Genomic DNA, 26064 nt, shown 5'->3' on the forward strand with positions numbered 1-26064 from the left:
CTCTTTACCTCCGCCAATATTATAAATATCTGAAAATTGGCTGTCCAAATTCAACTACATCACCGTTTTGTGCACAAATTTCTACAATCTCACCATCTTCTTCAGCAACAATCTCATTGAATAATTTCATGGCTTCAATTATGCAAACAACTTGTCCCTTTTTAACTTTATCTCCTGTTGCAACAAATTCCTTATCTTTTGAGCTGGGTGCAGTATAGAATATTCCAACCATAGGAGCTTTAATCTCCTTTGTTGACGGGTTCACAGATAATGAATCAGCATTAACTTCATCACTATGTATAGCAGTATTCAGTTGCACTTCATTTTTTGAAACAGATTGAATTTTTTGTCGTTCCATTTCAATTCTTATTCTGCTATCACCTTCATTAATCTCGATGATATTAACGTTAGAAGAGTTTACAATTTTAACCAATTCTTTTATCTGCTCTATATTCATAACTTTCCCCCACATTTGTTATTGTTTTTGAAAATTTATTTAGCCATCAATAAAAAGTTCACTTGGCATAGAGACTTCATCAACAAATTGCTGCAACATATTTTCCTTGGATTTTATACTCATTGTCTCAGTTTTATCTTCTGTTCGGGTTTCACCTTGATTACTCAAGCTCTCATTATACTCATAGTCTTGTTGACTATATAACTTTTTGCCATGTTTTGTTTTATTAGCTGATATAATTAAATCTTCATGTTTTACTTTCAAATAATCAGTATTTATCTCTAAATTTATAAATGAAGTATCTCCCATTATTGCCTTCAAATAATCAATATCTGTATTAACGCCTTCAATTACAAACTCGTCTAATGCTCTGCTCATACGGGATATTGCTTCTTGTCTGGTATTTCCTTTAACGATTAACTTTGCAACCATAGAATCATAGTAATGGCTGATAAAAGAGTTCTGGCCTATTCCTGAATCTACCCTTACTCCCAAGCCATCCGGAACTTGATAATATGTTATGGCTCCTGCTGAAGGCATAAAACCATTATTTGTATCTTCCGAATAAATTCTGCACTCTATAGCATGACCCTTTAAATGTATATCCTTCTGTTTTATAGGCAGTTCCTTGCCATCTGCTATCAATACTTGCATTTTTACAATATCTATGTCCGTAACCATCTCTGTTACAGCATGTTCAACCTGTATTCTTGTATTCAATTCCAAAAAGAATACTTCACCATTGCTATATAAGAATTCCACAGTTCCTGCACTGGTATACTGGACTTCCTTTGCAATGGAAATTGCGTATTCAAATATTTTATCTTTTAATTCTTGAGAAATAGTCAAACATGGTGCTTCTTCAACTATCTTCTGAAATCTTCTTTGAATGGAGCATTCACGTTCTCCTAAATGGACTACATTGCCGTGAGAATCAGCCAAAAGTTGAACCTCAACGTGATGAACATCAGTGTAATATCTCTCAATAAACACTGAGTCATTATGAAATAGTGACTCAGCTACACTCTGAGATTTGAAAAAAGTATCCTTCAATTCATCTTTACTATTTGCAATATACATGCCCTTTCCGCCGCCACCTGCAGCCGGCTTTATCATTACCGGATATCCTATTGAAGAAGCAATATCTTCCGCCTCAGCAACGTTATTGATGGCTCGGTTTACTCCGGGAACCAATGGAATACTTAATCTTTCTGCTACAGTTCTAGCCTCAAATTTATTGCCAAGTAATTTAATGACTTGAGCGCTAGGCCCGATAAAAATAAGCCCAGCCTCTTTAACAGCTTTTGCAAATTCTTCTTTTTCAGATAAGAAGCCATATCCGGGGTGTATTGCATCAACTTTTGCTTCTATAGCAATCTTTATTATTTTATCAATATTCATATACGTATCTTTTGCAGAACTTCCTTCTAAAGGATAACTGTAATCTGCATACCGGACAAACATACTGTCCCTGTCATCATCTGAATATACCGCAACAGTAGAAATATCCATTTCTCGTAGTGTTCTGAATATTCTTACTGCAATTTCTCCTCTATTAGCCACAAGTACCTTTTTTATCATTTAATATCCCTCATTTTTTATAATGTCAATTACTATCGCTATTTGTTTAGAATATACTATATTATATTATATATATTGAATTAATAGATATACAATAGTTTTTGTATATCTAAATATGAATCACCTCATAAAAAATTCTTTTTTGCATAGCTTCGCCACTACACATAGACTAAAAACCTATGTTACATAAAACCATGTAATGTTTATCAAAATGCTGTTAACATGACCCACCAGCGATTAACAGCAATTAAAACTTTTAAATATTGAAAAAAAGATGATAGAATTAAGAAACTGTTGTTATCCCATAAACCATTCTGTCCGGGCAAGAATTTGCATGATTTGTGGTATTTTCTTTTCATCTACGTGAAATAATTATACAATATCGATGATTTATTGTCAAATTTATGAATTTTTTGCATCTGTAACGTATTTTACATTTTTTGTCATTTTTTGTCGCAATCCGCAAACACCTAATATAATTACTAAGCATGACTTTTCTCCTGTTTATTATACTAATATTATAAAGTATAGCACATAAAATATGTCAAATTATAAAGGTTTAAAATAAGGTTGTATCCGGTAATATTGCACCAAATAAAAAAAGTACTGAAGCTACTTATTTCAGGCTTCAGTACTCTTTTTTTGCAATTAATTACTTACGAGTAGTTACCATCAGCTTTTTATCAAACTTTTCAACAACGGCTGCAACCTCTGCACGAGTTGCTGTTCCCTTTGGGTCGAAACGATTGCCGTTCTTGCCACTGATAAGTCCAAGACTCCGCATTAAATATACAGCTTCTTTTGCCCAACTGCTTACATCCTTATCATCAGCAAATGGAACTGATACATTATCTGTAGCCGGAACTGACAATTTTTTAGCCTTTATATAGTTTGCAAACATAACTGCCATTTCCTCACGTGTTATGCTTCTTTCAGGCTTAAACAGGTTGCCTCCTGCGCCGTTTACTATACCATTTTCTGCTGCCCAAGCAACGTAGGGGCTGTAATAGGCAGTTTTTTTCACATCCGAAAATCCTGATGTTTTTCCTGATGTATCTGCGCCATCCAGTTTTCCTAGTATTGTTACCATCATTCCTCTTGTAAGGGAAAGACCGGGTGCAAACTCTGAACTGCTAATACCGCTCATATATCCCTTGTCAAATACATGTCTTACCGGTGTATAGAACCAATCTGACAATTTAATATCCTTAAACTGATTTTTCCAACCGGAACCTTTTTGCTCAAATATCGCTGTAACACTTGTATTTTTAGTTACATTTTTATCTTTTCTGGTTGGTGCTGTTACACCATCGCTCCATCCTACAAAGCTGTAGCCTTCATCTGCAACAGCAGTAACCTGACTGCCGGTTCCATTGCGATATACAGTTTGTTTAATGTAACCGTAAAGACTTCCACCCTTGCCCGCTGAATACTCTAAACTAAAATAATTAGCTCCGCCACCGCCGTCATTATTCACAACCTTAACCTGCATCTGAGGGGATAAATTATCTCTGTTAGAAACATTCTGTGGGAGTACAAGTGCTCCCCTTATATTATATGTTCCGGCAATATTGCTGTTGTATCCGCTTTCAAGCCATTCAACGGCGCAACTGATTTTTGTGCCGTCATTCAAGGTTACACATGCCTTTTCCGGCATTTTGAGCTTTGAAAAAGCTGTGCCTCTACTAACACGTACTGATTCAAAGGGGTCTACAGACGCCACATTCTTTTTCACTACAAAATCTATTTTGTCTGAAATATCAAATTCTCCTCGGCTATCTGCTACATCTACCAGATAATTACCTTTTGCATGAAGCATAATATTGAAATCAGCAATATCAAGAGCATTCTGTTTCAGCACCAGTGTATTATCCCGGACACTTAAATATGGATTTTCATCCACACTCCATTCTACTGATGTTCCAATAAGCATATCAGGTATTGAAAGTCTTGCAACCACATCACCGTTTTTTGCCATAGCATCAATATCAGTATTTGATATTCGTATTGTTTCAGGCTTTTTAGCTATTGGCTCTACACTTATATTTGCCGTTGCTTCCAGAGAGTAGTTGTCGGTTACGGGATATTCACACATTACAACCGCATCACCTGCATAAATACCGCTGATTTCTCCCTGCTCATTAACCTGCAATTTATCACTGCCATAAATGGTCCGGAATTTTGCTCTACTGTTGTCCAGTAAAAATGACTGTCCTTTTTCAGTAATTCCGTATACCTTCAGTTGTGCAGCATCGCCCTTTGCCAGTGTGAAGGCTTCATCTTCCTTCAGTTCATTTTGATTCACTTTGAGCTTCACATCTACAAACCTTGACATTTCGGAAGGAATAACACTGCAAAGCATTGTAGTTTCATTCCCCGCCAAATCAACAGCTTTTATCTCAATATTTTCATTTGATACATTTCCGGAACCGTTATATTTAAACTTGCCGTTGGAAACCGCTACAGGTGTTCCTGATACATAAACTCTGGCGTTTGCCTCAGCCGTACCTGTGATTGTGTAGCTGCCTGCCGTACTTTGGACAACGGCGCTGTCCAGCATTAATGACGGAGGAGTGGTATCTGCAGTAACATTTACTGTAAGCATTGTATAATCATTATTTTCATTGACGGCATAGAAATCAAATACAGTACCGCCCTCATCAAATATCAGGTCGTCAGACAGAATTTTATCAAGAACATATGGCTCGTCTGCTTTGAGCTCCAATAGATTATAACCGCCATAATTACCGTCAATTCTGTACATTACACTTACATCCTGGTCAGAAAGCAATGTTATATTACCTTTATTGTTGTTGGTAGTAAGCTCAAAAACATTCTCAGTCTGAGTCATGTTTCCTTTTCCCATTGTATCTGACTTTGCAGGACTGATACCGTTAACAGTTACAGACAACTTTGCAGGCTTAGGTTTTGGCAGGTATACAGGCTCTGTAATATAAACATTTCCTTTATAGGTCGTAAACCCGCTTTCACTCTTTTTGTACGCATATACCATTGCGCGGTACGATTTATCCGGCTCGACTGTCACTGTTTTATAGCTGTCCACAACAGGATTCCCATTTTTGTCCATTTGGTAGCTTCCGTCATTGTTTACCTTATATACAGGTACATCCATTGAGCTATTGAAATATACCTCTGTTTTGTTTGTATCCATTGTTTCAAATCCATCAATTGCCTTTGCATTTTCATCAAGCAGTTGTACAAAATATCCGTCGGCTTTTTCAGAAGGGGTATATTCCAGTTTCAGCTGTCCGTCTCCTGCCGGTGAAAGCTTTGCATTTTTTATCTCTCCGGGCATATTCGGATTTGTATATCTGAAGGTTTTGTCTGCCATCGCTGAAGATACTGTGTTTCCATTTTCATCATATAATATGGTTCTTACTCTGTAATCTCCTGTAGCAAAGCGTTGTTCCAGCTCTGATAGGTTAAAACTGTACGTTCCCTTTTTGGCATCAATACCCTCTTTAACCTTAACCCCGGAATCAAAACCTTTCAGCAGCGAGGCATAATAGGCATTCTGCTCCTCTTCACTCATAGTCTCAAGTTCCTGCTGGCTCTTTGTATTTTGCTTCACTTCATCACCTGATGAAACATATACACCTACAGTGTACCCGTCCTGAATATTTTTAGTTGTCCAGTCAACCTTTACAGTGTCGTTTGACAGCTGTGAATCCAGAACATCAATCTCTGGAAGTGATGCAACATTGTAGCCTGTTACTTCCAAAGGCTTGGTTGAAACTACCTTCCACTTTCCTTTTTGGTTCACCGATACATTTATGGTATTTTCTTCTAAACCACTTTTCGATTTATCCGCAGAAATAGTTTGTACAAGACAGTTTTCATTCATTTTGAGTGAATATTCCTTACCATTTGGGTCATACACCTTAATAACATCATTTACATTCTGGGGTAATTTATCAAGTTTCAGACTAAACAGTCCATAATCATCCTGAATGTCTATATTATCGTAAGTATAGGTTCCTTCGTTATCCATCAAAACAAGGTAATCTTCAGAGTTATAGCATTTTTTAAAATTACTTCCAACCAATGCTACACTATCGGCGTTTGAATCTCCTGAGCTGTGATAAATGCCTATAGAATTTTCAAGTTCTTCCCGGGGAATGTCAAACTGATTTTCAAGGTAATCCCAATCATCGAAGAATTTTACCTTTCCATCTGCCCAATAATATGAAACCGATATTGGTATGCCGATAATCCTTATTCCCAGATATGCTCTGTAGGTTGAAAGTTCTGCCATAATTGCCATAAGTTCAATTCCGCCTAAAACCGGAATCCAGTCAGGTATAAAGACTCCTACATAAGCCTTACCGCCAAAGGACAGAGGGCCGAATATGCCGTTTATACTCGGGTTATAGGAGAACCACGCCGAGGCCTCACCTTTGAGTATCCCTAAAAAATTGGCTTTAAAGCCTGCGCTTATGTCAAACCCCGGTTCTTTCTTGCCATTGTGTTCAAGTTCATACATATAAAGCTGGAAGTACGCAGACTCCAAGACTTTAAGTCCTACAATTTTACCTTCTGAGGCTTCAAATTTAAAACCTGTACCACCTACCGATATTTTTATTGTATCCAGAACAAAGGAATAGAGAGTGGGATCCGCATAGCCTGAAATAAGTGCTACTGTTACAGGAGGGAATTTCCCATAATTGCCCTTTAATTGCTTGTAGAGGTTATAAACACCACCGCCTATTTTTGTAAGAAAACCTGCCGGGCCCAAAGGAATACGCAAAACATCTCCACCTAGTACAAGCTCTACGGAATCCGGGTAAATCTTACCTCCTGTTTCTAAAACAAGTGAAAACAATCCGTTTGCCTCAAAGGCATCTCCTACTTTTAGTCCGGCTGCAATTTGCATAAACCAACCGTCATAGTCTATGGAATTCACCTCAAATGCTGCCTTTGCTCCACCTTTTGTAAATGCGGGAACTGAATCAGAAGTCAGATTTACACCGCCACTTGCCTTTACACCCACAAGCTCAGTTGAGTTTGTCTGATCGTTGACACCATAGCGCATTTCTTCCATATTAAGCTCTAAGAAGCTGTCATTTTTCTGACCGCTGGACACAATTTTATTATTTTTGTCCATTTTTTCAAACTTTTCTTTTGCCTTATCAACATTTTCATTCTTTTGCTTTACTTGTGCTTTTTCTTTTTCAGTCATTCCGGGCTTTTCTTTATAAACGTCGGATTTCTCATCGTCATCCTCTCCATTTGATGCTTTTGACCACCATGGAAGCTCTACGCTGAAGGACCCTCCCAAGGATATTGTTTTTTCGCCGAATACAGCGTTTTTGACTGCAATCCTGAAGCCTGTCAAAGCGCCCAATGCCTTAAACAGTTCGCCGCCTACAACATTGGCAGGAGTTATTATTTCAATATCCTTCCCGCCTTCCTTGGCATTTTCGTCACCACGAAGTGCGTAGTCGGTACCGTCTTCAAGGCAGGTATAAAACTGGCCGTAATGGAACATGTACTCACCTACATAAAGTGCTCCGTCCCCTGCCATTACCAGTGAATCCGATATTTGCCCCCACCATTTCCAGCCTTTAAACTTTTCCTCATATGACTTTCTCAAAAGTTCCTTCTGCTCCGATGTAAGGGGCTTTCCTGTTGCTTGGTCCCTAAGCTGATCCAAAGATTTTGGAGTGTCATTATATCTTGTCAACGTTATGCTTTTGCTTGTACTTAAAGGTGAAGCCACAAATTTAATGGCATTATTTATAATTGAGCCTGATTCAATTGTGTATGAAGTTACCCCATTGGCATTATAGGAGGAAACCTCACCTCTTACAGTAAGCAGTATATTACTTTTAATATCATCAACATAATCTTTACGTTTTTCCGCACCCATTGTCTTTATTAAATAAGCATTCAGGTCTGCCATATCTTCTTCTTTTTCCACCATAATTACATCATAGACAGGCTTTCCGTTATCTTCTTTGAATGAGCCGATTAACATAACTCCGTATTGCTTACGGTCATATTTTTTGTCATTGGAAATCTTAAAAGGCATGGACATATTTCCATAGTTTTTGCTTTCAAGGCTGACTGAATAATTTCCTTCTTTGAAGTTGCATTTGGAATTGTCCAGCTTCACTGTCATAGTACCATTATCAGAAATATTCACGTCTGCACGTGATATTGCATATTTGTTATTTGAATCTGTATTATACAAGTAAACTTGCCAATCATAATCTGCCTTTAAAAGGTTAAAATCATTTCCTTTTATGACAACTTCTTTTTTTATGGCACCCGAATAAATGACTGACGGGGTAATTTCCGTCATCTGCATGGATGGAGGTAACCCTTTTGCCGATGGAAGAATAACATATTTCATAGATTCTGCACGTTTCTCCCCATTTGTAACCACCACCCCCAACTCGGCAACGGAGGTACTTTGCATAATTTTAGGCTCAACCAGATAAGTGACTGAGGCTGTATCCCCCGCTTCAATGGTTTTTATGGTTTGCATTTCATTTTGCCCCGTATATAGAGCCAGTTCTTTAGAAAGCCCCAGTGTAACCACAAAGTTATTTAAGGTAAGCATAGTATTATTTTTTACATCTACCTTAACTTCAAAATAGCCTTCATGATTTCCTGAAATATAACCATCCTTTTTAGCGTTTAAGGACAACTTCTGAGGTGCACCTATTTGTACACTGTAATCATCGCTGTTGTAAGAAGCATCCGATATACTTCCTATACCATAAAAGGTTTCATATGTACGGGTTTCACCTACTGCAAGGGTTTTGGCATCATAATAAAGAGCCACCCCACCGTCAGCACTTCCATAACTGTTCATGTTGGTTGAAAAATTAAGGAGAGGATTTGTTTTCACATCCCATTTGGTTCCATAAAGGGTGTTCCAGTGTGCCATAATAACTTTGGATGGAGCAATTGCACCCTCCCAGCCCGATAAAAGCCCATATGTAATTACATTTGGAGCAAATCTCTGGTCATAAGCCTGCCATATCTGTGGAATGTCGTCTCCCTTTAGAACTGTTTCGTTGGTAATAAAGCCTCCATTAACGACAAACGCTGCCCCATCATTTGAGCCTAACTGTGTATCCATGAGAATTCTTGCACCCAGTTCAACTTTCTTATTGCTGCCGTTAGAAATCTGGTATGCTACACGCATATTTCCCACATTGGGATTTGCTTCATCTACAATTAATGTTAAGGTCTGAATTACCTCTACATCATTGACTTTCCATACTGTTTTGCATATCCTGTCGTTTTGCTGTGTTTCTGATATAACTCCGCCCTTGATTCCGTAGCTGTTTCCAAATATGTAATCCTCACCGTCAATACGGATTGTGGTAATAGACGTTTGAGGCTCCTTGTTCAGATACAGTAGTCTCTTGTCATTATCTTTTTGTGTAGTCGTAAGACCTTCAGTGGTTGCAAGTGAATATCTGCCGTCTGCTTTATTTACAATATATTCAACAAAACCGTTCTGCACCGTTATGGGTTTGCTTGCCTCCTGAGCCGCAAATACATTAGGTCCTAAGAAGGTAATTAAAAATGCGGCTAAAATAACAATTGAAATAACTTTTTTCATGGATGTTGTCCCCCTTTATTCTGCAAATACATATACAAGGATGTTGTTACATTCAACATCTGTTATGTACACCGAATACCAGCCTCTTTCTGAGAAATTGTAAGTCAAGCCAACAAATTCATTTATCGACTTAAAGTCACCCATAAGCTTTTTACCGGGCAGAATCTGCACATTCACTATTTCAGCACTGTTAATTGCCGTAATCTCCATTTTTTTACTTCCAAGAGTTACAGCCCCTGCCAAAGGCATTTTACCGTTAACGGCAACATTGAATTTTGTGGGATCATATACTGTAACATAACGTATATACTGTGCTTCATTGCCGGCTGAATCCGTTGAAGAATACACTAATTCATAATCACCCGGAGTATTTGTATTTACTTTTCCTTCAACTTTAATCTTTACGGTTTTATCTTTATTATCAGTTGCACTTACTCCCAGCATTGGGTCAAAGACCTTACCCTTTTCCAGAGCAACATACATGTTGTCAGATGTTATCACAGGTGCCTGAGAATCTATATTCAGAACATAAACCTCTACTGTAGCAATATTGCCCAGCAAATCTGGTATTTTTACCGATATGCTCCTATTTTCATCAAAAACCAGAGACGCACTGCCATCTTTATTTACATTCATACCATTTGGCCAAACTACCTGTTTGTTTGCTATAAAGGTAACTGTAACAGGTTGGTTTGTAACTTCAGTTGTTGAATAACTTACTGCTATTTCAGGAATAGTCTTATCAATATTTGAAACCTGAGCAGTAACCTCACCCTTTGTACCCGCTGAATTTGTATACTGGAATGTAAACTCTCCGTTTTGAGTAAACTGGTGCACCGATGAGCCTTTGTTGTTCAGCATGTATATATTCTCTTGAGGATCCTTGGTCTTAATTGTTACATATACATTTTCATTGGTCATCTCTTTCGCAGAATACTCAAGTTCAACCTCAGGCAGAGAGTTATTAATATAATCAACCTTTGCTGTTTGCCTTGTTATATTACCGGCTCTGTCAGTCGCAACAAATTCGTAACTCCCGTTTGAAATAAACTTATAGGAATTAATATTATTGAACCAAGTCACGGCTTCGTCAGCTTCAGCCCTTACAAATACGTTAAACGGAGTTTTTACAGGCGGTGTATATGTAAGTGAAACTACAGGGGGTGTCTTATCAATTCTGCTAACGCCGGATGAGAACAGGGTTGAATTTCCGGCCTTATCATAAAGCACAAAAGTATAGCTTCCATTCTCTGTGTAGGTATAAGTCATATCTTCCGTACCGCTCATATTATCTGATGCGTGCAAAGTGACAACTACATCTTTATTTGTCCAGGTCTGACTGTTATATGTCAAAAACCCTGTAGGTGCAATTTTATCAATTTTGTCAACGGCAGCTGTAATGCTTCCTGTATTTCCTGCCTCATCATAGAAGGTGAAATTATATAAACCATTTCCGTTAAAGGTATAGCTGTCCTCCCCGTTTGTATGTGCAGGAGACAGACTTTCCAATGTAACTACTGCTTTAACGCTTTGATTTGTCCATTCGCCATCCCATTTGCTGCCATCTGGCAGATAATAATTGACCTCAGCTATTGGCACATCCTTGTCAATGTTTGAAACTTCCACTGTATATTCATCCATATTTCCTGCGCTGTCCTTAAAACGGAAAGTATGAGTTCCGTTTTTCGTAAAGGTGTATGTATCACTGTCCAAATAGGTTATACTGCTTAAATCGTCGGTTGCTTTTAATGTTACAACTACGTCCTTATTTGTCCAGTTTTCAGTAGTTCTTATAACCTGTGAAACCTGAGGTAACTGCTTGTCTATACGTATAGTATTTTCATTTTCGCTTGCCATCTGTGTATCAGTATCCCTGACCGTGTAGGAAAGCAACCCATAGTCTTTAACCAAATATACATCGGAAATAGCATCCAAGCGCTCTATTTCATCACTGTCTTCCACCTTTTTTCCGTTATAGGTAAGGTTCTCAACCACACATTGTGCAGGTGGTACAATGGTTACTTTAAGATTGTAATTTACCCATTGTTCGGGATTTATCTTATTTTGTCCGCTTTCATCAGTAATTTCCAATCTGGACTGAGGTTTGGAGCGGTCAATCCAATCAACCACGGCAGCCTTACTTGCCGTATTTCCTGCTTCATCTGTATATTCAAAAGTGAACTCGCCATTTTCAGAAAAAAGGTATGTTTCTGAAGCACTATTATTTGTTACAAATGTCTTCTCATTAAAACTTATTTTGGCCTCAACATTGTTTGCCGTTCTTTTTGAAGGAGTATAGGTAATGACTGCTTCCGGTGACGTGTTGTCCAGCATAAACGGTCCGTATGTTTTGGCAGCAACATTACCTACGTGGTCTGTTGCTCTTGTTTCAATATTAAATAACCCGTCTGTAGCACTAAGAATTACATTATCACCTGAAGAAATTTCTTTCCATTCTCCGCTGCTGTCTCCGCTTTTTACAAACCTGTATTCCAACTTAGTGAGCTGTTTGTTATCTGTTGCATTTACAGTAACCTCAACAGATTTATGGGGTTTGTTGTCCAACTCGGCAGTTGATATATCAATCACAGGTAAGACCTTATCAATCCACGTTACCTTCGCAGTTTTTTGAGAAGTATTTCCGGCATTGTCTTTTGCATAAAAGGTTACTTCCTCTCCATTCTGAGTAAAGGTATAAGTATCTGCTCCCATAATTTCGTCTTTGGGATTGTCGGTGGTTGCGGTTGCAACTACATTAGAGTTGGTATCTGTTTCAGGACTGTATAAAATTTTAATTTCAGGGGCTACATCATCATATATAACCTCAGCACTGTAAGCCTCACTTATATTTCCGCTCTCATCACGATATTTCACCGATATTGTATGAGTGCCGTTGGTGGCAGGTATGGTTACAGCTTTGGAATCGATGAATGGCTCCCATTCTTCCTCTGTACCGTCAACGGCTATTTGCATTTCAATTTTGCCCCGTGTACTGTGATTATCCGACGCATCAAATGCAAATGAAGCTGTGGCTACATTTATCTCCCCACTGCTTGTCCTGGTAATTATTCCTGTTGGAGCTGCAGTATCCGCTACGAATGGAGCTGATTTTAATACAGATACATTTCCCAGTTTATCTGTTGCTTTTACATAAAGATAAGTAGTCTGCTTAAAATTTGAAAGCGTAAGCCCTTCCTCTGGATACGGTTTGAAGTTAAGGGTCTCCGCTGTTTCCAGAGATGAAAATGCATAAACTGTAGTTATTTCAGACTTTATGGATATATTGTCACTATAGTTTATACCTATTTCATAAACTGCCCTTCCTATATTATCAGCGTTTCCGTTTGGTACAATTACAATAGTAGGCGGCGTATTGTCAAAAAGATATGGACTGGAGGTTGTAATACTTGTATTTCCGCATTTGTCAACTGCTTTAACGTGCAGATAGTAATTGCCGGTAAGACCCTCAGGAGCTTTAATTACAGCAGTTCCCACATTCCAGTCTGCACTGTTGCTATCGGGAGCGATTGACGAACCGAGCCATTGATAATACCACTTGTCAACACCTGACTTGGCATCGGCAACAGTTGGATTTACGTTTATAGAGCGGATATATCCTTCACTTCCGTTTGGTGCAAATTCTACGGTTGGAGAGGTTGCATCAATACTTAGATTTGGAGTCTGTGATTCAGTTTTGTTCTGTGCATAGTCAAATGCTGTAACAAGCATTGAAAAAACACCGTCAATATCAGGATATGGTATAACGCCGTTATCCTGCACATCCCCACTCAACACTTCCAGATTTGAAGAATCCTTCCAACTGAATTTTTTTGAAAAAATACCTGAGGTTATATCGGTAATTGCCGCTTTCATTCCTGCAATGAACCCTGTTCCGCCGGCATAGGATGGTGTAACCGTTATACCGGGATTATCTGTATCTATTTTATATGTAAAACCTGATTTTGTGACACTTTGATTTCCCGAATTATCAACGGCCTTTATCCAAAGACTATAGATGCCGCTTGTACACGGAACTAAAACCTTACCGTCACTTCCAATGTCCGGTACGCTCCCAAAAGCAGGCTGACCGCTGGAGGTTGCAGTCCATTTAGAGTAAAGTTCTTTTACTCCGCTTCCTGCTACTTCAGGTACTATATTATCGGTTGCAGTTACTTTTACATTTAAAGAAGCATTCTGCCAACTGTCCGGTACACCTGAAAAAGTGACAGCCGGAGGATTAGTATCAATTTTCATATTGTATCCGTCTAATTTACTGTTAAACATGCTTTGACTGTAGCCGGTATATAGAGTTGCACTTTGTCCCACATAATCTTTGATACCGTTAAAGTCTACACCTGTAACAGCCACATTACCGATATCATCGCCCCTTGCCACGGTATATGAAAAAACTACTGTTTTGGTACTTGTATTGCCGCTGTTTATAACATTTGCCATTGCTTTTTTACCGTTTGAAAGCTGTATATATGAAGTACCGTCCGAATACACATTCTCATGGAATTGCACATTAAATTTCAAAACCTTACCTTCATTGAGTACAGAGTTTTGACTGGCACCCTCCACGGTCATTGACCCTATTGCTGTTTCAGGAGGGCGATTATCCATAAAGAAGCCGTTTACTGAAACACCATCAGTTTTACCATTTAGCGAAAGGGAATTTCCGCTGTCATCTGAAACAGATGTATTTACTATTTTTTTTGGACTCACTACGTTTGAATCACTGAGGGGCATTCCACTCGAAGGAATAGTATATATATACCGCAAAGTATCAGGAGCAGGCTGACTGCTATATAAAGCAGTTCCCGTAGGATTCATTTCCAGATAACCTCCATTTGTTACATTAACAGGCTCTGAAAACTTTATGTCAAAGTAAACCTTATCACCTGCTTTATAGGTACCCTGACCCGAAACAGGTGCTAATACCGAGAAAAAAGGAGCGGTACTGTCTTTAATAACCATATTGAAATTTCTTGTTTCAGAATGTGCACCCTTTCCTCTTATGGAAACTATGTAGTCAATTCTTGCAGTTCCGGCAGGTATAGTTGTATCAGGAATTGTAAAAGTCATCCAACCGGAGCTTTTGCTGTCTTCCTCTGTTTCTTTCAATGACAAAAGGCCGTTAGAGGAATTGTAAAATGCTATTCCCAGCTTTCCCCAACGCTCATTTGTTCCCCATGCCCAAAGATATGAATACATCTGATGGCTTCCGCTTACTATCAATTGACCAAGGTTAGCTCTTGTTTTATCATTTTCAGTCAAATATACACTTTGCGTTGCTGATCCAAAACCCTGAAAGTAGTTATCTTTAAAATACATTCCCGACAGGTTCCAATTGCTGGCGCTTGTGGGGGTGGTATTCAATAGTGCATTTTGATTTTGCGTATATGCCTGTACTTTCTGTACAGAATTAATTTGCACAATGGAAATAAACATTGCCATAACAACGATTATTGAAATAATTTTTTTAACCTTTTTCATTGTCGTTCCTCCTCTGAAATATTTATATATCCATTTCCATAATCCATATCAAACCCCGGATTTCCCAGGTCTATAGCCATGTTTTTCAAGTACTCCTTAAACATGTTCGAATTTCTGTAGCCCTTTTTTGCAGCGTATGCAGAAATTAACGCCGCTGAATAGGAAGTACCGCGAACAGTTTTATTGTTTCCGCTTAAATCCTTTACCTGAATATCCTCTCCGTCTGTCACTACATATACGCTGTCATTCCTTTGAGAAAAAGTTGATACAATTCTGTTTTTATCTACTGCTCCGACACCTATTACGTTTTTATATGCTGCCGGATAATAATGCTTGTCCTTTTTATATGTATCTCCCAGGTTTCCTACAGCGGAAATCATTATCACTCCTTTTCCATCTGCATATTCCACTGCTTTTTTTAGTACTACTGAATCAGAAAGTCCGTTTGAAAGATTTATTATGTCACATTTATAGTCATCAACCGCTGCAATTATTGCCTTCGCCACAATATCACCCGTTGTTACAAAATTTTCATCTGTAACCTTTAAAGGTATTATTTGTGCCTTTCGTGCATATCGTGATATTATCGAAGCAATAGCAGTTCCATGTCCGGAGTGGTCATTTGTAGTCGTTGTCCCAGAAATAAAATTATAGCCCTTTTTGTAGCTTATACCTGCATCGGCAATTCCTGAATCTATTATCCCCACGCGTAAAGGCTTAAGCATTATAAGGTACTCACGCAATCTATAAATAACTGCAGCTGCTTCTCCGTATGACATATAATCCCTTGGTGCAAATATTTTATTTTTTTTACCCGTCATAATATTGTTCTGAGTACAAAAGCTCACGCCCTCCACTGCCCAGCCTGATATCTGCGAAAAGTCTTCAAATACAGCTTTTTTGTACTTTTGTGTCCCATAAAAACGGTTTACAAATTGTAAAATCACCGTTGCCATTTCCTGTCTGGTGATATTTTTGTGTTCCTCTATGCTATTTTTTGTGCCTTTCATAACACCGTTTCGCTGTACCCATTCAATGCTGTTATCAATAACAGTATTCTCTGTCTGTGAATACAGTCGGGCAAGACTTTTTGCAGTATGGCCTCTTGTTGTGTATATATCAGGGTTTTGAACCTTTTCGAGGATATCTGCTGAAGACATCTCCTTCAAATACAATTCCGCCCAATGCTTTGCTGATACATTATTAGAAGTCAATGAAAATATAATAAATACAATCATGATTACTGCAAGCTTTTTTTTCATACCTCGCTCCTGTTATTTAACTGTCCGTGCCACAATTTTCATAATTACTTTATAATTTTTCAAATTCTAAAACAACTTGTTTGGCATAATCGGCAGATTTTGGGGCAGAATCGACATTTATCAACTGAATTTGTTATACTCTTACAAGACTTGACTTATATTTTTATGTGGATTCGATTATATCCGACAAACAGCACCATAAAAAATGCACCTCAAACATTAGATTTTTGTCTAACGTTTGAGGTGCACCACAGCCTTAGTTCACTAATTTTCTATGTATTATTAATTGTTAATCCTACTGTCAGCATGAATTCTCTGTTTGTATGTTCAATTTCGACATACCCGCCGTACTGTTCGGCTGTGCTTTGAATACTTAATAATCCAAAACCATGAAGGTTGCCATCCTTTCTGGTTTTGTAGTCCGGGTTTAACTTTCCGTCATAGCCGTTACTTATCACCAATAGTAAGTTATCATGTACCTGACGTCCGGCCACGGAAATTTGCCGATTATCTTCACTGGCTGTCAATGCAGCCTCATAAGCATTTTGCAGTGCATTTCCCAAAATCAGTCCAAGCTTGGTCTTATTGGGAATGCGGTCTTCATCATAATCAATATCAGCCTTAAATACAATGCCATCCCTTTCACACAATGTACTGTATTTACTCATGAAACTCTCTGTGATAAGATTCTTGTCACTTAGGGTCTTTTGCGGAAGCTCCTCTGTTATTGTACTGATATAATCCATAGCCCCTTCTGTATCATTTTTCACCAGAAGAGCAGAAATTACTGAAAGGTGGTGCTTTAAGTCATGTCGCAATCTTCGCACCTGTTCTACGTTGCTCAGTGCTAAACGGTACTCATTTTGGGTCAGCTCTACCTGAGTCTCCATAGCATCCATAGACATCCTTATGAGTTTCTGCTGCATCTGAATTTTTATGTTTTCCTCTCGCAGCTTATATTCCGATGAAATGGATTGGATTGAATAGAAAATAGTAATGTATATAACTACACCAAGAACAATTAATAAAAATAAAGGAACTGATCTTTCGCTGAGGGTTTTTTGAATATTCTCACTTATAACAATATAATAAAAGAAATTTACAAGTAAAGCTGTCACAACAAGAAAAAATACATTCCAACGCTCCACTGTCTGCCTATAAAGCCTGTGAATATAACGACGCACCAGAAGAATAACCAACCCAAAAAGTAAAAAGCGTAGTACAGAATTGGCATATGGGGGGTACGGAAAATATCTGCTGAACAGATAGCTCAATACCACAACAGCTAAAAAGACATTCATTGCTGTTATAAAATTGAAACACCACTCCATAATACTATCCTTTACCAAAGGCTTTCCAATAATGCAAATGAAAATTACCAGCCCCACGTCAAACTTTGCCAAAGCAGTGTAGTCATTCCTAAGATAAAAGTAAATACTTGTAAAAAGATCCAGTAGTGCCATGGTTATTATAGCAATAGTCATAACTTTTTTTCCATACTTAGGTTTAGACAGTGTAAACATCAGCAATAGCACCATCACTTCGGATACTACAGCACGCAAAATGTCAGGAAGAATAGTGTTCATAGGCTTACCCCGATTCCCGTAATAGCTTTCAGATAGTCGTAATATCGTTTACGGATTTCCGGAAAGTCTCTTTTACGTATGAGCACCGGGGTATTTAAAGTAGTGATAAAGGTTTCATTTTCAATGCGCTTTATATAGTTTAAATTAACAAAATAGCTCTGGTGACAACGTATGAAATGCTGCCCTGAAATTTGCTCCTCCAGAGTATCCAATTTTTCTCTCAGTTCAACTATTGTCCCATCCTTAAAGTGAATGTGTACTCTTTTTAAATTACTTTCGGCAAATACGATGTCATCAAGAACAAATAGTTTACCCCCAAGAAAAATACTTTTGGGGCGATAATCTTTAAGGAATCTTTCCAAAGCTTTTTTCAGCTTTTCAGGTTGGATGGGCTTAACCAAATAAGATAGCGCCTCTACATCGTAGCTATCCAATGCATAGTCGGGAGAGGAGGTAAGAAAAACAATGGGTGCAGATATGTCGATGTTGCGGAGTGCTTTTGCAGCTTCCATACCGTTAGAATGCCCCATAAATATATCAAGAAAAAAAAGGTTAAAATCAGCAAGAACTTGGGCATTCTCTGATAAAAGCTCATTGCCGTCATGGTATTCCTTTATTTGTATTTCATATTTATTCGATTGCATAAATGTTGCCAACACACACTTTAGAGAATCTCTGTCCTCTTTCATATCATCACAAATTGCAATGCGAAGCAAGTTTTCTCCCCCTCTTAATCAAAAACAGTTCCTTAAAATCTTATTTTTCGACCTAGTTTACCACATAATATTAAAATTGTCGATTTAAAAGAGTTTTTGTATAAAGCAAAAGGAACCCTCTTTTCTGTCTTTTATTCACTATACGCCAAAACGCCGTCCTTTTTATTGGACGGCGTTTCAAGTATGCGCTGATGTTTAGTTTTTGGTAAAAGCTATACTATTTTTTTCTCACGGGATAGCAAACCTCGGTTACCCATTCATCTGGGTTATTTGTTTGTGCAGGACTGACATGGTAGATACAGAACATGGCACCATTGAATTCATATTCATTATCATTTACCCAACCTGCAACTGCCTGATTTACCGGTGTAATTTGCTCATAGCTGCCTTTATATGTGGCAGAGGCAAATTCCACTTCAGGAACATTTTTAAACACTACATTTTCAGTATCCTTATACTGTCCTTTTACAGGTATCTGTATTTCTACATCTACATCACTTTCCTTAAATCCTTCATCATGAAAAACTGCGAGGCTTTCACCGCAGCAAGCCTGCTGAAAATTCATACTCTGTGCTGTTTCCGTCATCAGCAAATTCCATAGTATACCTTCTTGATTATATGAAGGTATTACTTTTCTTACACTTGCAACATATCTTTCCGGTAATGTTTTTAAAATTACATTATAAGTCATGGCATTGTTATCCTCTCTTAACCTCATTATGGATGTTTCAAGGAGAAGTAAACGCTGGTTGATTTCATGGGCTTGTGTCTGTACCTCAGCTTGTTTTATTTTCAAAAACTCAGCCAATGCTTTCGGATTATCATAATTTTTCATTATCTCTGAAATTACTGCCAGACTAAAGCCCATGTCTTTAAGGGCAGTAATTCTGGATGCATTCATTAGCTGTTCCTCGCTGTAATAGCGATAGCTTGTATAATAATCTGTATTTTTTGGCACCAATAATCCCAATTCATCGTAGTGCCGAAGCATTCGTATACTAATCCTTGATAACCTTGAAAAATCACCTATTCTTAACATTATTTTACCTCACATATGTGTATAATCTTGAGCTCATTTATAGTATAAAGTGTACCATAATGTGAGAGTCAATAATAATTTAATGAGATAAAGAATTTCTTGCTATTGACCTATTGAAAACAAATAACCCGAACTATACTTGTCACAGCCATCAAGAAACACTTCCGCAGTCCAGTATTTATCCGGGTACGGAATATTAACTCCGTCACCTAATATAATATTGCGAGTGACATTGTACATTGCATCTCAATCGTAACCCTCCCGAGAATGCAAGGCTTCCATGTCTCCGAAGAAGGTTGCAAAGGCAAAACTCGAATAGTAAGGCGGGCCTGCCTCAGGAACAATCTGCCACAAAGTATACCATAATGTGACAGTTAATAATAAATTAAGAGCTGAAAATGTATTTTTATTGACATTAACCGACAGAAATATCAATAAAAAATAAATGGTATTAATTGAAAAACAATCAAATGTTTAGTATAATATCGATACATATCACAAAAATACATATCACAAAATACGTAAAATTAATAGTTAAATTGGGGATTAATGACTTTTTATAAAAAAATGTAAAATTTCTGGAAGTGAGGTAAATTAAAATGGAATTAGAACTTTATCACCCACCAATAAATTGCTATTTACATCATGCGTATCCGCTAACTGTCGCAATGTCTCACAAAGATTTCTATGCATGGTTATTCAGCAACTATATACAATTAGAATATTTTGATCGTTCTAAGACTTTAAACTTTCTTACGTACCCAATATGTGGTACCGACAGCTTATGTCCATTGATAGATTATAAAAGATTAGATTTAGAATTTATATATAAATCAAATATAGATATATTTGATTTTATAAAAACCAGTATAAACCTCGGATATTACGTAGTAACATATACTGACGAGTTTTATATACCGGAGAGAATATCATATGTTAACAAAACACATTTCAGACATGATATTATGATTTATGGATATGATTCAGACAAAAGTTTATTTAATGTAATAGGCTATAATGAAAAATTAAAATATGCTTCATCATGTGTTAGTTTTTCTGAATTTGAATCCAGTTTCTTAAATTCTATTGACAAAACCAACGATATTATATTAATGAAAGCAAAAGACAGTAATTCATATAACCCCTTCTATGAATTTGATATAGAAAATGTTAAAAATCTATTATCTGATTATTTGTTCTCTAAAAATACATCTGCAAACTATCGTTCTCTGGGTAAACCAAATGACTCTATAAGCGGAATTTCAGTATATAGTCAGTTAATAAAATATTATCAGAATATACTGCAAAATAATAATAATAATAATGAAAGATGTGATGTTAAACATTTTCATTTACTCTATGAACATAAAAAAACTATGGTGTCTCGCCTGCAATATCTTATAGAGAATAAATATATTAATCCTAAAAGTGATTTTATTAGTATATTCCACAATTTGGAGAATGAGGCTTTAAATAAGAGAAATGTAATAATGAAATATAATGCTACTAAAAACAAATCTCAAATAAACACTATCATTGATTCTTTACATAAAATGTGTGAAAGTGAAATAAGGGCTATGGAAGCTTTATTAAACGCTTTAAATTAACCTTTAGTACATGTTAAAAAGCCTCCGATTGGTGGCTTTTTTTTGGGACTTCTCAATTTACACTTGGTTATTTGATGTTTTATAAAGTTATTTCAATTTGATTTCCTTCAAAAGCAATAATACAACTTTCGTAATAACCGTCGCCTGTCATTCTTGGTTCACTGGCAACCTCATACCCATCATTTTTTAATCTGCCAGTCAGGATATCAACCACTTCCTTGCTCCCAACACTAATGGCGATATGAATATAACCGGTTCGGCTCAAGTATTTGTCTTTACCAGACATATTGGGTTCATTCATTATTTCAAGTCGTGCCCCATCGTCAAAAGTCAAGAAGTATGACCTAAAATCCGTCTTTTTATTATGGTACCCATGATTTGATTTGGCATTAAAATATTTTATGAAAAAATCCTTTGCATTTTCTAAATCATTTACATACAATGCAACATGTTCAATCTTCATATAAATTCTCCCCTAACATAAATTTGTAATCAAAGTGTCCCATTTATATGGAAATGTTATCCTATTATTTGCAAATAGTAAAGAGGGGGTTATCACAAAACAGAAAACTTCTGTTTTGTGATAGCCCCTTTGATATTAACACTTTGATAATTATTTACATACCGCTTAACAGGTTTATCTTCAGCAGAGCCAAGTCAATTGAATCAATAGCACCGTCTTTATTCAAATCACCTGCTTTAAGGTCATCTTCTACAGGGAAATCATTGATTAAACCAAGAATATATTTTTTCATCATGGCATAATCTGTTGAATCAACGCTGCCATCCCCGTTGACATCCCCTGCTAGTACAGGTGGTGTACCTCCTCCGATGAACTGGAACCAGTTAAGATTGAATAAATATCCGCTTCCTCCGGTGAACTTAAGATACAAGTTGTGGATTCCACTGGCACCGCTGACATTGCATGTAACGTCAGCCCAAGTCTGCCAGCCTCCGGTAGATGTCACAGGACATGTTCCTACTAAAGGCCCTGTGATACTGTCCAACCTTATTTCAATATTTCCTCCGCTGCCACCGCTTGCTACCCTCGCCTTAAAACCCGAAACTCCGTTTTTAAAATCAAAATTATTGTAAACAGTGTAATCCCCATTTTCAATATATCCTACATCCTGTCCGCCTTCGTTGCAGTTTTCAGTTTGAACCCCCGATTGCGAGGAAAAACTTTCTGCTTCAATTTGTGAAGCAGAACCGCTGACTCTCAGCAATGCACTCGATTCACCTATCTTTGCACCTGACGAGTTTACTACAAACAATTTGTACGTTCCTGCTGTTTCAGGCGTTACTATTGATGTGGCAGTTCCTGACGCCTTGGTCATAGTTGGCCCCTGAACAAAATTTGTTGTACCGGAAGGAGCAAACCATACAGTATTTGCTGCATTACCGCTGCTTCTTATATTTAAATCAGAACCACATTTTGTAGCACAGCTTGCAGGGAACACATAATCCTGAACAGGGAACAGATTACCTGGCAGTATGCTTCTATATGCTTCCTGAACTCCGGCTTTCAAAGCTATATTGTACTGTGCCAAAGGCCATACATTATCCGGAACTGCAACAGGCGTATCAATTGTACTGCTAGGAGGGTTTTTACCCATTTTATTAACCGTTGCATAGGTTCTTAGTATCGTTAAGTCGTGTTTTTTTCCGTAATCTTCACAGTTGATTGTGTACGTTACCTTTGGACTAATATCAAGGACATTGTCATTTTCAGTTATGTATGCGCTTCCTTCATCATTATGCAAACCATAGGTAGGTCCTGTTGAATTATCTGGAATGCCCTTGACATAGTTCTCATTAATAGTAGTATAAGGCATTTGACCTATTGTATATATTGCTCCGCTGTCATGAAGCCTGTTTAATGAATTATATACACGGTTATTATTTATTACATTGTCCTTACAAGTATTTGAGTCAAGGAAATTACACCAGCCCCATCCAAGTGTTATACCGTTATAACCTGTGGTATGAACTGTGTTATAGGTTACCTTGAGCTTGTTTACAAAGAAGGCCGTAACCCCGGCGCATCCTCCGAAGCCGGGAGCGGTACTGCAATCCCACAACATATTATTATTGATTGTGATATTGGTACAAATACCTTCTACACCCGGTGCGTACTTCTGGTGTTCTCCTCCGTCTCCCAAGTACACATGCTGTGGATGTCCTACCGTAATACCACTTGATGTAATGTCATAAATATAATTACCTATAAGATTTGAATTTATTACATCGTTTACCATGGTAATTCCGTCGGCAGCACTGTGCTTTATTACATTGCCTGTAAAGTTGATGGAATCACTGCTGCTTACGTTTATCATACCCGGATATGTATCCAGAAGAGTGTATTTTGTATCATGCCAGTTACCATTGTAATAAGCTATAAATCCATCTGCACTCTGACAAGTTGTTCTTCCGTATGAATCTCCTACTTTAATAAGGTTCCAGTCCGTATTGGCAAAGGTAATTCCCTCAAATGATATATTCTTGACTCTGTTTGAGTTTGACTTCCCTGAAATGTCAATAAGCTTCTCTAAAACAGGAGCCTCAACATCGGCAGTAGACATGTCCTCACCTTGGCGCGGATAATAATATAGTGTTTTCGTAGTTTTGTTAAAATAGAACTGCCCCGGAGAATTTAAAAACTCAAATGCATTGTAAATTGTATGGGTGCTTGTAGTGGTGAAAGCCGCACCCCAACCGGGCAATTGAGCTATTGCTCCATATGGCTGCTGTAAAAGAAGTACTCTTGAAGAACCCGATGTAATAACATCCCTTGTACAAACAATATTCTCGTTCCAAGTTGAGCCGTTTACTATTTCTAAGTCGTCCTTATTGCTTGCGATTTCCGGTACATCGGATGCATTATACTTAACTCCGTCACTATTGCTGCCGCTTGTCCATGCCCAGCTGGCCTGCCCTTTTGTAACAGAATAAGTTCCATATCCGCCCTGACCTTTTACTGTCTTTTTGGTCATCTGCGCTCTCTTATCATTTACAAAAAGGTACCTCAGTTTGGTATTGCGGTTAAGTGTAGCCTTATATATGTTGCCACTGTGTTGAGTCCACCCTGTAACCTTTGTCGCACCATTCAAAACGGGCGTTTCACCTTGATATGCCTGATAAATAATTCTGAATCCGTTTGTCCCCGAATCCTCCGGCCCAAAAGAAATGGTACTGGTCAAACGATAGTCTCCACCTCTTAAATAAACATAAATATCCCCTGTCATATTTTTGTTTATAGTACGTACTACATCCCTTGCCTTTGTGATTGTCATAAAGGGTTCATCAATGGTTCCGGGGTTGCTGTCATTTCCTGCGGGAGATACGTAATAAACCGCCTGAGTTGCAGCAGAAACAACCATTGGAGACACTGTAGAAATTAAGATACTGCATAAAACAATTACAATAGAAAGAGTTAATGATATAAACCTTTTTGTAGCCTTGTTTTTAAGCATACTTTTCCTCCTTATTTTTATTTACATTAAGATAGTTTTGGAATAATGCACAGCAGAAATTTGTAAAAAAGCCCGGGATAACCAATACCCTGACCTGAAACTTGTACAAAAAGCTCTTTCAACTACATATATGTATTGATTATCTATAGGCAAATGTAAAGAATAGGAGTAAAATGATAAGAGAATGATTAGTTAATCTGTTTTTCATTATAGAATGTAAACTGTTTCCAAATCAATATAATTCCTTTTGACAATGGTATATTAATTTTGTAATTATTTGTATCGAGACAAATAAAACATATAAATTGCATTTGTTCAAATTATTTGTTCACTTTTTTTATATTTTATTAAAATATTTTATACAAAGCTATAAAAGGCACCTCAAGGGTTCATAAAGGTGAATCCCTGAAATGCCTTTATTTTTTGTTTAAGGCTTAGTACTTATTATCTCCACCAAAGAGGCCTCCCAAAATTCCGCCTCCAATACCTGCAATACCTGACTGCTGCTCACGATGGCGTGCTCCTGAGGATGAAAGCCTGTCTGACAATCTTGCAAGAGGCAAGCTTTGCAGGAATACAATCCCCGGGCCTGTCATCTTTGCAAGGAAAAGACCCTCTCCGCCAAACAAGGCATTTTTGAAGCCTCCAACTGACTGGATATCATAGTCTACACTTGGCGAAAAAGCCACCAGACATCCTGTGTCAACTCTCAAAGTTTCGCCGGGAAGCAGGTTCTTTTGAATAATTGTTCCTCCTGAATGTACAAAAGCCATACCATCACCAACCAGCCTTTGAAGAATAAAGCCCTCTCCTCCAAAGAAGCCTGCACCAAGCTTTCTGGTAAAGGCTACCTCAATATCAACTCCGCTTGCAGCACACAAGAAGGAATCTTTTTGGCAAAGGAAATTCCCTCCAAGCTTTGTTAAATCCAACGGTACTATCTTTCCCGGATAAGGTGCTGAAAATGCAACGTGCTGCTTTGATGTACCCGCATTATAAAAAGTAGTGATAAAGAAGCTTTCTCCCGTAAGCATTCTCTTGAATCCCTTGAAAGCTCCGCCATCTGTGGATGTCTGCATCATAATGCCGTCTTCCATATACATCATAGCACCGGCTTCAGCTCTAACGCCTTCTGATGGGTCCAATTCTATCTCCACTATCTGCATATCGTCCCCATAGATTTTATAATCAATAACGTCTGCCATATTAAACCTCCCAAATTTATATTAATTTGTTTAGATACACTA

13 protein-coding genes are annotated in these 26064 nt (G+C 37.7%); 1 reads left to right on the forward strand and 12 read right to left on the reverse strand.

Features of this window, described 5'->3' with window-relative positions; all coding sequences use genetic code 11:
- Nucleotides 1-19: 19 nt before the first annotated feature.
- The 9 genes from accB to P0092_RS17845 all read right to left on the reverse strand — a co-directional run bounded on the left by accB (nucleotide 20) and on the right by P0092_RS17845 (nucleotide 19977).
- Nucleotides 20-457, reverse strand: a complete 438-nt coding sequence (gene accB / locus P0092_RS17805) for an acetyl-CoA carboxylase biotin carboxyl carrier protein (RefSeq protein ID WP_004615852.1) — start codon at nucleotides 455-457, stop codon at nucleotides 20-22.
- Nucleotides 458-496: 39 nt separating this feature from the next.
- Complete coding sequence (locus P0092_RS17810) at nucleotides 497-2038, reverse strand: acetyl-CoA carboxylase biotin carboxylase subunit (RefSeq protein WP_004615850.1); 1542 nt, start codon at nucleotides 2036-2038, stop codon at nucleotides 497-499.
- 652 nt (nucleotides 2039-2690) lie between these two features.
- Complete coding sequence (locus P0092_RS17815; protein ID WP_004615848.1) at nucleotides 2691-9638, reverse strand: S-layer homology domain-containing protein; 6948 nt, start codon at nucleotides 9636-9638, stop codon at nucleotides 2691-2693.
- 15 nt (nucleotides 9639-9653) lie between these two features.
- Nucleotides 9654-15134 carry an immunoglobulin-like domain-containing protein gene (locus P0092_RS17820; RefSeq protein WP_004615846.1) on the reverse strand — a complete coding sequence of 1827 codons (5481 nt, stop codon included), beginning with the start codon at nucleotides 15132-15134 and terminating at the stop codon, nucleotides 9654-9656.
- Nucleotides 15131-16396: a S8 family serine peptidase gene (locus tag P0092_RS17825; protein WP_004615844.1), complete on the reverse strand. Its 1266-nt coding sequence runs from the start codon at nucleotides 16394-16396 to the stop codon at nucleotides 15131-15133. Before P0092_RS17825 ends, P0092_RS17820 begins: the two co-directional genes overlap by 4 nt.
- A 272-nt stretch (nucleotides 16397-16668) precedes the next feature.
- Complete coding sequence (locus P0092_RS17830; protein WP_004615842.1) at nucleotides 16669-17982, reverse strand: sensor histidine kinase; 1314 nt, start codon at nucleotides 17980-17982, stop codon at nucleotides 16669-16671.
- Complete coding sequence (locus P0092_RS17835) at nucleotides 17979-18698, reverse strand: LytR/AlgR family response regulator transcription factor (protein ID WP_004615839.1); 720 nt, start codon at nucleotides 18696-18698, stop codon at nucleotides 17979-17981. The genes P0092_RS17830 and P0092_RS17835 overlap by 4 nt, the downstream gene beginning before the upstream one ends.
- 217 nt (nucleotides 18699-18915) lie before the next feature.
- A complete protein-coding gene (locus tag P0092_RS17840; RefSeq protein WP_004615837.1) occupies nucleotides 18916-19737 on the reverse strand; it encodes a MerR family transcriptional regulator in 822 nt (273 codons plus the stop codon).
- Between the two features lie 102 nt (nucleotides 19738-19839).
- Entirely contained in the window at nucleotides 19840-19977 is a 138-nt protein-coding gene (locus tag P0092_RS17845; RefSeq protein WP_276186984.1) for a hypothetical protein, read from the reverse strand.
- A 359-nt stretch (nucleotides 19978-20336) separates the two neighbouring features.
- On the opposite strand from P0092_RS17845, the gene P0092_RS17850 reads away from it, so the two are divergent.
- The gene (locus tag P0092_RS17850; RefSeq protein ID WP_004615835.1) at nucleotides 20337-21344 is read left to right on the forward strand and encodes a hypothetical protein; all 1008 of its coding nucleotides are present in this window, start codon (nucleotides 20337-20339) and stop codon (nucleotides 21342-21344) included.
- Nucleotides 21345-21423: 79 nt separating this feature from the next.
- Here the strand turns inward: P0092_RS17850 and P0092_RS17855 are convergent, their stop codons facing one another.
- From P0092_RS17855 to P0092_RS17865, 3 genes are all read right to left on the reverse strand, one after another.
- Nucleotides 21424-21807, reverse strand: coding sequence for a VOC family protein (locus P0092_RS17855; RefSeq protein WP_004615834.1), 384 nt, complete (start codon nucleotides 21805-21807; stop codon nucleotides 21424-21426).
- A gap of 154 nt (nucleotides 21808-21961) precedes the next feature.
- Nucleotides 21962-24817, reverse strand: coding sequence for a carbohydrate-binding protein (locus tag P0092_RS17860; protein WP_004615832.1), 2856 nt, complete (start codon nucleotides 24815-24817; stop codon nucleotides 21962-21964).
- 434 nt (nucleotides 24818-25251) lie between these two features.
- Nucleotides 25252-26022, reverse strand: a complete 771-nt coding sequence (locus P0092_RS17865) for a TIGR00266 family protein (protein WP_004615830.1) — start codon at nucleotides 26020-26022, stop codon at nucleotides 25252-25254.
- Between the last annotated feature and the right edge of the window lie 42 nt (nucleotides 26023-26064).

This window comes from Ruminiclostridium papyrosolvens DSM 2782 (assembly GCF_029318685.1).
GTDB classification, from domain to species: domain Bacteria; phylum Bacillota; class Clostridia; order Acetivibrionales; family DSM-1351; genus Ruminiclostridium; species Ruminiclostridium papyrosolvens.

Excerpts from the sequence above, each read along its gene's own strand:
- accB (WP_004615852.1), bottom strand. The coding sequence starts at position 457 with ATGAATATAGAGCAGATAAAAGAATTGGTTAAAATTGTAAACTCTTCT.
- P0092_RS17810 (WP_004615850.1), bottom strand. The coding sequence starts at position 2,038 with ATGATAAAAAAGGTACTTGTGGCTAATAGAGGAGAAATTGCAGTAAGA.
- P0092_RS17815 (WP_004615848.1), bottom strand. The coding sequence starts at position 9,638 with ATGAAAAAAGTTATTTCAATTGTTATTTTAGCCGCATTTTTAATTACC.
- P0092_RS17820 (WP_004615846.1), bottom strand. The coding sequence starts at position 15,134 with ATGAAAAAGGTTAAAAAAATTATTTCAATAATCGTTGTTATGGCAATG.
- P0092_RS17825 (WP_004615844.1), bottom strand. The coding sequence starts at position 16,396 with ATGAAAAAAAAGCTTGCAGTAATCATGATTGTATTTATTATATTTTCA.
- P0092_RS17830 (WP_004615842.1), bottom strand. The coding sequence starts at position 17,982 with ATGAACACTATTCTTCCTGACATTTTGCGTGCTGTAGTATCCGAAGTG.
- P0092_RS17840 (WP_004615837.1), bottom strand. The coding sequence starts at position 19,737 with ATGTTAAGAATAGGTGATTTTTCAAGGTTATCAAGGATTAGTATACGA.
- P0092_RS17845 (WP_276186984.1), bottom strand. The coding sequence starts at position 19,977 with ATGTACAATGTCACTCGCAATATTATATTAGGTGACGGAGTTAATATT.
- P0092_RS17850 (WP_004615835.1), top strand. The coding sequence starts at position 20,337 with ATGGAATTAGAACTTTATCACCCACCAATAAATTGCTATTTACATCAT.
- P0092_RS17855 (WP_004615834.1), bottom strand. The coding sequence starts at position 21,807 with ATGAAGATTGAACATGTTGCATTGTATGTAAATGATTTAGAAAATGCA.
- P0092_RS17860 (WP_004615832.1), bottom strand. The coding sequence starts at position 24,817 with ATGCTTAAAAACAAGGCTACAAAAAGGTTTATATCATTAACTCTTTCT.
- P0092_RS17865 (WP_004615830.1), bottom strand. The coding sequence starts at position 26,022 with ATGGCAGACGTTATTGATTATAAAATCTATGGGGACGATATGCAGATA.